Consider the following 8,288-nt stretch of genomic DNA (forward strand, 5'->3'; position numbering starts at 1 on the left):
GGGGCGCGGGCGCCGCGCCCGACCCCGCCCCCCGCGCCGGCCCCCCCCTCCGCCCCGCCCGGCGCCCGGGGCGCGGCCGGGCGGCCGCCCTCGTCCTGGTCCGCACCGGCCGGTTCTGGCGCCCCACCGCCGCCTCCGGCACCGCCCTCCCGCAGCGCCCCGAAGAGGCCTCGCTCGCCGTCGACCTCGGCCCGGACGCCGTCCTGGCCCTGCGCGGACCGGCGCTCACCGAGCAGGACACCCGACTGCTCGGCCCCTACGTCACCCAGCTGCGACTGGCCCGGGAACGCGAACGGCTGGCCGCCCAGGCCGCCGCCGCCGAGACCCTCGCCCACACCGACGCCCTGCACACCGCACTGCTGGAGGCCGTCGGACAGGACCTGCGCGCCCCGCTCGCCGCGCTGCGCCGCGAGGCCGCCGACCTGCCGGGGCCGCCGGGGCGGCGGATCGCCGCCGAGGTACGGCGGATGGAACGTCTGGTCGCCGACCTGCTGGACCTCGACCGGCTGCGGGCCGGCGAGCAACCGGTGCTGCTGCGCCCCACGGCGCTGGCCCCGGTGCTCGCCGCCGCGCTGGCCGCCCTGCCCGCCCTGCCCGCCTCGCCCGCCGAGCAGAGCGGCGAGCAGCGCGATGAGCAGCGCGACGTGCGCCTCGCGCTCCCGGACGGCCTGCCGCCCGTGCTCGCCGACGCCGGGCTGCTGGAACGCGCCCTCGCGGTCGTCCTGGCGGGGGCCGGCACGCCCGCCCTGGTGGACGCGGGCGCGGTGGCCGGGCGGATCCACCTCCGGGTGAGGGCCCCCGGCCCGGCCGCCGACGGCACCGGCCTCACCGTGGCGCGGGGCTTCGTCGAGGCGATGAACGGCGAGCTCACCGTCGAACCGTCCCCCGCCGGCGGCACCGCCTACACCCTCGACCTCGCCCGCGCCCCGGCCTGACGCCACGGCTGATCGCCCTCGATCCGGCATCCGGGCCGTCGCGCCACCGCGCGGCTTCCGGCTCCCGCCGCGCGGCCTCCCATCTCCCGCCTCCCGCCGCGCCGCCTCCCGCCTCCGGCCTTCGCCGAACGGGTGAAACCAGGTGTCGGCGGGAGGCAGGCGGGCGGTCGGCGTATGGAGCGCGTTGGGAAGGCGGCCCGGGGCGTCAGGAAGGCGTCAAGGACGGGCGGCGGGCGGCTGGCGCGGCGGTTGGGTGGAGGACGACACACCAGGTGACGCGCCAGGTGACACACCGGGCGACACGCCGGGTACCGGAACGACGACGCGAGGACGGACCATGCACGGCAACGGGCGGTACCAGGGCAGCGGCACCGGCAGGGTGGTGGTCGGGGTCAGCGGATCGCTCGGCAGCCTCGGCGCCCTGCACCGCGGCGTGGCGGAAGCCCGCAGCCGTGGCGCCGAACTCGTCCCGGTACTCGCCTGGGAGCCGCCCGGCGGCGAACTCGGCTACCGCCGCTCGCCGTGCCCGCCGCTGCTCGCGGCGGTGCGGGAGGCGGCCGAACAGCGGCTGCGGGACGCCCTCGACGCGGCGTTCGGCGGCGCCGACCCCGGCGTGCCGCTGCGCCCGCTGGTGATCAGGGGCGAGACCGGGCCCGCCCTCGTCCAGGCCGCCGACCGGCCGGACGACCTGCTGGTTCTCGGCCAGAGTGGCAGTCTGCTGCGGCGCCGGTTGCGGCGCTCGGTCACGGCGCACTGCGCGCGCGAGGCGGGCTGCCCGGTGCTGACCGTCCCGGTGCCCGAGCTGCTGCACGAGCTGGAGGCGCTGCACCGGCGCACCCGGTGGCACCTGCCGGTCGGCCCGGCGCCCGAACTCGTCGCCGCGAAGGGGTAGGGCGTGCGGATGTACGCGGCCCGGCCGGGCGGGCGGCGCTACCACCCGGTCCTGGAGCGGCTCTCCGCCCCGACCTCGGGCACGGTGGCCCTGCTCGCCGGCGGAGTCCTGGCGATGGGCCTCGGCGGGCTCGGCGAACTGCACTCCGGTGGGCTCGCCTACGTCGCCTACCTCGGCCTGTGCGCGATCCTCGGCGGCTTCTCCCGGCCCCGGGCGGCGCCGCTGATCGGACTGGCGGCCTGGCTGTGCTGCAACGCCTTCGCCGAGCACCGGCACGGCGAACTGGGCTGGGCCGGGCCCTGGCCGGAGGGCTCGCACTTCGCGATGTTCACCGCCACCGCCCTGCTGGTGGCCCTGCCCACCACCCTGCCGCGCCGGACGGTCCGGGTGGCGCGGCTGCGCCTCGACCAACTCGGGTGAAACCCCACAGACGGTCCCTCACCGGCCTTCGGGCCGGCGGGCGGACCACGCCGAGACCAGGGCTCCGGCCGGTACTCCGGAACCCTCGGCAACCGGTGGAAAACAGGTAGGAGGCGCGCGGCGCCGTGGCGGCGGAGCGGTGGCCGGTGGGACAGCCGGGCCCCCCCGCCCCGCGGGGCCCCGCCGTGTCCGCACGGCGGGCCCCTTCACGCCTGTGTCAGGCCCGGTCGCAGGCCTGCGCCCGCAGCGCGCGGGCCAGGTCGTCGCGGCACTCCAGGACCAGGCGGCGCAGCGCCGGCGCGGCCTGCGGGTGGCCGTCCAGCCAGGCGTCGGCCTCGGCCAGGGTCTGCTCGCTGGTCTGCGCGCGCGGGAAGAACCCGCTGACGATCCGCATCGCGATCTCGATGGTCCGCTCGGCCCAGACCCGCTCCAGCAGCTTGAAGTAGGGCGCCGCGTAGAGCGCGGTCAGGTCGCGGTGGGCGGGCAGCGCGAAGCCCGCGATCTGGGCCTCGACCAGGGCGTTCGGCAGTTCGTCGGAGTCGACCACGGCCGACCAGGCGGCGGCCTTGGCCTCCGCGGTGGGCCGGGCGGCCAGGCACTGGGTGTACTGGCGCTTGCCGCTGGCGGTGTTGTCGGCGGCCAGCTCCCCGGCCAGTTCCTCGTCGCCGGCCTGGCCGGCGGCGGCCAGCGCCAGCCACAGCGACCAGCGCAGCTCCTGGTCGACGTCCAGGCCGTCGATCCGGGCGCTGCCGGCCAGCAGGCCGCGGACCAGGCCGAGGTGCTCGGCGCCGCCCGCGGTCTGGGCGAGGAAGCGGGCCCAGGCCAGCTGGTGGTCGCTGCCGGGGACGGCCTCGCGCAGTTCGCGCAGGGCGCCGTCGGCCAGCTGCCGGCCGCCCTCGCCGCGCCAGGCCGGGTCGGCGTACAGGTCGACGGCGGTCTTGGCCTGGGCGTGCAGCGACTGCAGCACGCCGATGTTGCCCTCCTGGCCGGCGAAGCGCAGCACCAGGGCGACGTAGTCGCGGGCCGGCATCAGGCCGTCCCGGGTGAGGTTCCAGACGGCGGACCAGGCGAGTGCCCGGGCCAGCTCGTCGTGGATGTCGCCGAGGCCGGTGCGCAGGGTCTCCAGGGACTCGGAGTCGAAGCGGATCTTGCAGTAGGTGAGGTCGTCGTCGTTGAGCAGCACCAGCGCGGGGCGGGGGCGGCCGGCGGCCTCGGCGACGACGGTGCGGTTGCCGGTGACGTCGAGCTCGATCCGTTCGGTGCGCACCAGGGAGCCGTCGGCGTCCCGGTCGTAGAGGCCGATCGCGATCCGGTGCGGGCGCAGCACCGTCCCGTCCTGGAGGACGGCGAGTTCGGTGATCCGGCCCTCGGCGTCGGTGGTCACCTGCGGGGTGAGCGAGTCGACCCCGGCGGTCTGCAGCCAGGCGGCGGCCCAGGCCTTGAGGTCGCGGCCGCTGGTCTCCTCCAGGACGTCCAGCAGGTCGCCGAGTTCGGTGTTGCCGAAGGCGTGGCGCTTGAAGTAGTGGCGGGCGCCCTCGAAGAAGGCCTCGGAGCCGACGTAGGCGACCAGCTGCTTGAGGACGGCGGCGCCCTTGGCGTAGGTGATGCCGTCGAAGTTGAGCTTGGCGTCCTCGAGGTCGCGGATGTCGGCGGTGATCGGGTGGGTGGTGGGGAGCTGGTCCTGCCGGTAGGCCCAGGCCTTGCGCTGGTTGGCGAAGGTGACCCAGGCGGAGGAGTACCGGGTGCGGGCGCCGATCAGGCCGTAGGAGCCCATGAAGTCGGCGAAGGACTCCTTCAGCCACAGGTCGTCCCACCAGCGCATGGTGACCAGGTCGCCGAACCACATGTGCGCCATCTCGTGCAGGATGACGTTGGCGCGGCCCTCGTAGGCGGCGTCGGTGACCTTCGAGCGGAAGACGAACTCCTCGCGGAAGGTGACGCAGCCGGGGTTCTCCATGGCGCCGATGTTGTACTCGGGGACGAACGCCTGGTCGTACTTGCCGAAGGGGTACGGGTAGTCGAACTCCTCGTGGAAGAAGTCGAGTCCGAGCTTGGTGACGCCGAGGATCTCGTCCGCGTCGAAGTACTGGGCGAGGGACTTGCGGCACATCGCGGAGAGCGGGATCTCCAGGGTGGTGCCGTCGGCGAGTCCGCGGCTGTAGTGGTCGCGGGCGACGTGGTAGGGGCCGGCCACGACGGCGGTGAGGTAGCTGGAGATCGGCTGGGTCGGCGCGAACTCCCAGGTGCGGGCGGTGCCTTCCTCGGTGACCTTGTCGTGGACGGCGTTGGACCAGACGTCCCAGGCGGCGGGGGCGGTCACGGTGAAGCCGAACGGGGCCTTCAGGTCGGGCTGTTCGAAGGTCGCGAAGACCCGGCGGGCGTCGGCCGGCTCGTAGTGGGTGTAGAGGTACGTCTCGCCGTCCACCGGGTCGGTGAAGCGGTGCAGGCCCTCGCCGGTGCGGCTGTAGGCGCAGTCCGCCTCGACGGTGAGGACGTTCTCGGCGGCGAGGCCGTCGACGTGCACCCGGGCGCCGTCGTAGGCGGTGGCCGGGTCGATCGCGCGGCCGTTGAGGGTGACGGCGTGGACGGCGGGGGCGAGCAGGTCGAGGAAGGTGGCGGCGCCGGGCCGGGAGCAGCGGAACGTGACGGTGGTGGTGGAGCGGAAGGTGGCGGCCGCCGGATCGGGGGCGGAGGTCACGTCCAGCCGGACCTGGTAGCCCTCCACGGCCAGGATGCTGGCCCGCTGCTGCGCTTCGTCGCGGCTCAGGTTCTTGCCCGGCACGGCGGTACTCCTTTGTCCGGCTCGCACGGTGGTGCGTCTGTGGGTGGTGCGGTCTCGGCGCGCGGTGTGCCGCGCTCCGCAGGGGCATCCTTTCACGCCCTCCCTCGCCGGTACCATTGCACAGGCCGTCCCGGCGGGGCCGGAATCAGCGGCGGCGGGCGGGTGTTGACGGGTCGGGGTGGCACGCCTGCCTGCCTCGTCATCACCTCACGAAGGACGACAGCCGTGACGACTGCCGCTGAGCGCAAGACCGCCGACTTCTGGTTCGACCCGGCCTGCCCGTGGGCGTGGATGACGTCCCGCTGGCTGATCGAGGTGCAGCAGCTGCGTCCGGTGGACGTGAACTGGCACGTGATGAGCCTGTCGGTGCTGAACGAGGACCGCGACCTCCCGGAGAACTACCGCGAGCTGCTGGACAACGCCTGGGGCGCGGTGCGGGTGTGCATAGCGGCCGCCCAGGCGCATGGCGACGAGGTGCTGGGCCGGCTCTACACCGAGCTGGGCCTGCGCTTCCACAACCAGGGCCTGCCGCAGAACCGGGAGACGGTCGAGGCGGCGCTGGTGGCCGCCGGGCTGCCCGCGGAGCTGGCGGACGCGGCCGACACGGACGCGTACGACGAGGCCCTGCGCGCCTCGCACAAGGAGGGCATCACCCTGGTCGGCGAGGACGTCGGCACCCCGGTGATCGCGGTGGAGGGAGTGGACGGCGAGCGGGTCGCCTTCTTCGGCCCGGTGGTCACCCCGGCCCCGAAGGGCGAGGCCGCGGCTCGGCTCTGGGACGGCACCCTGCTGGTGGCCTCCACCCCGGGCTTCTACGAGATCAAGCGGACCCGTACGGCGGGCCCGTCCTTCGAGTAGCGCGGGGTGCGCGAAGGGCCCGGTACCGTGGCTGGCGGTACCGGGCCCTCGTGCGTGCCGGGGTCAGCGGGCGGCGGCCGCGTCCCGCCGCTGCTTGACCAGGCCGGCGGCGCTCAGCAGCGCGACCAGCACCCCGGCCGCGTACAGCTGCTGCCGGTTGCCCTCGGTGGTGGTCATCAGGGCGAGGATGCCGGCCACGGCGGCCATCGCGATCCAGGTCAGGTACGGGTAGCCCCACATCTTCACGGTGAGCAGTTCGGGTGCCTCGCGCTCCAGCCGGCGGCGCATCCGCAGCTGGACGAGGCAGATGAACAGCCAGACGACCAGGATGGCCACGCCGGTGGTGTTCATCAGCCAGGTGAAGACGGTCTCCGGCCAGAACTTGGCGGCCAGCACGGCGCCGAAGCCGAACAGGCAGGAGGCCAGCACGGCCCGGCGCGGCACCCCGCCGGAGACCTTGGCCAGCGCCCGGGGGCCCTGGCCGCGGCCGACCAGCGAGTACGCCATTCGGGAGGCGCCGTAGATGTTGGCGTTCATCGCGGAGAGCAGCGCGATCAGCACCACCACCTCCATGATCGTCCCGGCGCCGGTCACCCCGAGGTGCCGCAGCACGGTGACGTACGGGCCGTCGGTGACCACCGCCGGGTCCTTCCAGGAGACCAGGGTGACGACCAGGGCCATCGAGCCGATGTAGAAGATCGCGATCCGCCACACCGCCGTGCGCACCGCGTTGGTGACGTTCTTGCGGGGGTCGTCGGACTCGGCGGCGGCGATGGTGACGGTCTCCAGCCCGCCGTAGGCGAAGACGGAGGCGAGCAGGCCGACGATCAGCCCGCTGACCCCGGTGGGCAGGAAGCCGCCCTGGCCGGTCAGGTTGGTCGCGCCGGGGGCGCCGGGGCCGATCACTCCGGCGATGCCGAGGCCGCCGAGGACCAGGAAGGCGATGATCGCGGCGACCTTGATGGCGGCGAACCAGAACTCGAACTCGCCGAAGTTCTTCACCGCGGTCAGGTTGCTGGCGCAGAAGAAGACCATGAACAGGCCGACCCAGACCCAGGAGGAGACGCCCGGCACCCAGCCGTTGACGATCTTCCCGGCGGCGGTGGCCTCGGCGGCGACGCCGCAGCACAGCATCACCCAGTACATCCAGCCGGCCGTGATCCCGGCCCAGGGGCCGATCTCCTTCTCGGCGTGCACCGAGAACGATCCGGAGGCGGGGCGGGCGGCCGACATCTCGCCGAGCATCCGCATGATCAGCATGACCAGCAGGCCGGAGAGGGTGAACGCCAGGATGATCGCCGGACCGGCGGCCGCGATGCCGGCGCCGGAGCCGACGAACAGGCCCGCGCCGATCACCCCGCCCAGCGCGATCATCGACAGGTGGCGCTGCTTGAGGCCGTGCGCGAGCTGCTGGCCGGTGGCCGGGGCACCGTCGGCGTCGGTGGTCCCGGACGCCTTGGGCGCGGAGGTGGGGGCCATAGGGCTGGATCCAGACTTTGCGGAATGCGGCATGAGCTGTCCAATATCCGGCGACACCTCTGTTCATGCCAAGAGCGGGGACCTCAGGCCCACCATGCGGACCACGCGGTGACGAGGCGGGGTCGACCAGTGACACAGCGTCGTTATGGGCTGAAATGGGCCGGTTCCGACAACGGCCGAGGGCGGGGCTTTGTCCGAAACCGTGGCGGTGGCGTAGTGGATCACCACGTAGGTTCACAGGTGTTCACTCACCTGAGCACCCCACAGGAGACCCCCGATGGCCACTGCCACCACCCCGATACCGCGCCGCGCCGTCCTCGCCGACCTGCTGCCCGCCGCCACCACCCGCCTCGGCGCCCAGGCCCGCGACCTGGCCCTGGTGGCCGGCGGCGCCGCCCTGACCGGCGTGGCCGCCCAGCTGTCGGTGAACGTCCCCGGCTCGCCGGTGCCGGTCACCGGCCAGACCTTCGCCGCCCTGCTGGTCGGCACCGCGCTCGGCGCCCGCCGCGGCATCGCCTCGCTCGTCCTCTACCTGCTGGCCGGCCTGGCGGGGATGCCCTGGTTCGCCGAGGGCACCTCCGGCTGGACGATGCCCTCGCTCGGCTACGTGCTCGGCTTCGTCCTGGCGGCCGGCCTGACCGGCGAGCTGGCCCGCCGCGGCGCCGACCGGAGCCCGGTGAACACCGCCGTCACCATGGTCCTCGGCAGCCTCGCCATCTACGCGGTCGGCGTCCCGTACCTGGCCCTGTCGCTGCACGTCCCGCTCGCCCGGGCGGCCGAGCTCGGCCTCTACCCGTACCTGGTCGGCGACGCCCTGAAGGCCGTCCTCGCGGCCGGCGCCCTGCCGCTGGTCTGGAAGCTCGCCGCGAAGCGGTGAGCCCCCTGCCGGGCCCGGGCGCACGCGCATGCCACACTCATGGCA

7 protein-coding genes are annotated in these 8,288 nt (G+C 74.4%); 5 read left to right on the forward strand and 2 right to left on the reverse strand.

Annotated features, from left to right (window positions below; genetic code table 11):
- The 3 genes from ACFV6I_RS16815 to ACFV6I_RS16825 form a co-directional block, all read left to right on the forward strand.
- On the forward strand, window positions 1-935 hold a 935-nt coding region (locus ACFV6I_RS16815; RefSeq protein WP_380425966.1), incomplete at its 5' end, for a sensor histidine kinase.
- A 337-nt stretch (window positions 936-1,272) separates the two neighbouring features.
- Complete coding sequence (locus ACFV6I_RS16820; RefSeq protein ID WP_380425968.1) at window positions 1,273-1,827, forward strand: universal stress protein; 555 nt, start codon at window positions 1,273-1,275, stop codon at window positions 1,825-1,827.
- 3 nt (window positions 1,828-1,830) lie between these two features.
- Window positions 1,831-2,247, forward strand: coding sequence for a hypothetical protein (locus ACFV6I_RS16825; protein ID WP_380370092.1), 417 nt, complete (start codon window positions 1,831-1,833; stop codon window positions 2,245-2,247).
- A gap of 217 nt (window positions 2,248-2,464) precedes the next feature.
- On the opposite strand, the gene pepN is transcribed toward ACFV6I_RS16825, so the two are convergent.
- Window positions 2,465-5,029: an aminopeptidase N gene (gene pepN / locus ACFV6I_RS16830; protein WP_380425970.1), complete on the reverse strand. Its 2,565-nt coding sequence runs from the start codon at window positions 5,027-5,029 to the stop codon at window positions 2,465-2,467.
- Between the two features lie 225 nt (window positions 5,030-5,254).
- Between pepN and ACFV6I_RS16835 the strand changes: the two genes are divergently transcribed.
- The gene (locus ACFV6I_RS16835; protein WP_063347578.1) at window positions 5,255-5,887 is read left to right on the forward strand and encodes a DsbA family protein; all 633 of its coding nucleotides are present in this window, start codon (window positions 5,255-5,257) and stop codon (window positions 5,885-5,887) included.
- 63 nt (window positions 5,888-5,950) lie between these two features.
- Here ACFV6I_RS16835 and ACFV6I_RS16840 read toward each other — a convergent pair whose 3' ends face one another.
- On the reverse strand, window positions 5,951-7,366 hold the full coding sequence (locus ACFV6I_RS16840; protein WP_380425973.1) for an amino acid permease: 1,416 nt from the start codon (window positions 7,364-7,366) through the stop codon (window positions 5,951-5,953).
- Window positions 7,367-7,643: 277 nt separating this feature from the next.
- Between ACFV6I_RS16840 and ACFV6I_RS16845 the strand changes: the two genes are divergently transcribed.
- Window positions 7,644-8,243, forward strand: a complete 600-nt coding sequence (locus ACFV6I_RS16845) for a biotin transporter BioY (protein ID WP_380425975.1) — start codon at window positions 7,644-7,646, stop codon at window positions 8,241-8,243.
- The last annotated feature ends 45 nt before the right edge of the window (window positions 8,244-8,288 follow it).

The sequence above is a fragment of the Kitasatospora sp. NPDC059803 genome, assembly GCF_042732255.1.
Taxonomy (GTDB): domain Bacteria; phylum Actinomycetota; class Actinomycetes; order Streptomycetales; family Streptomycetaceae; genus Kitasatospora.

Excerpts from the sequence above, each read along its gene's own strand:
- ACFV6I_RS16845 (WP_380425975.1), top strand. The coding sequence starts at position 7,644 with ATGGCCACTGCCACCACCCCGATACCGCGCCGCGCCGTCCTCGCCGAC.
- ACFV6I_RS16840 (WP_380425973.1), bottom strand. The coding sequence starts at position 7,366 with ATGGCCCCCACCTCCGCGCCCAAGGCGTCCGGGACCACCGACGCCGAC.
- ACFV6I_RS16820 (WP_380425968.1), top strand. The coding sequence starts at position 1,273 with ATGCACGGCAACGGGCGGTACCAGGGCAGCGGCACCGGCAGGGTGGTG.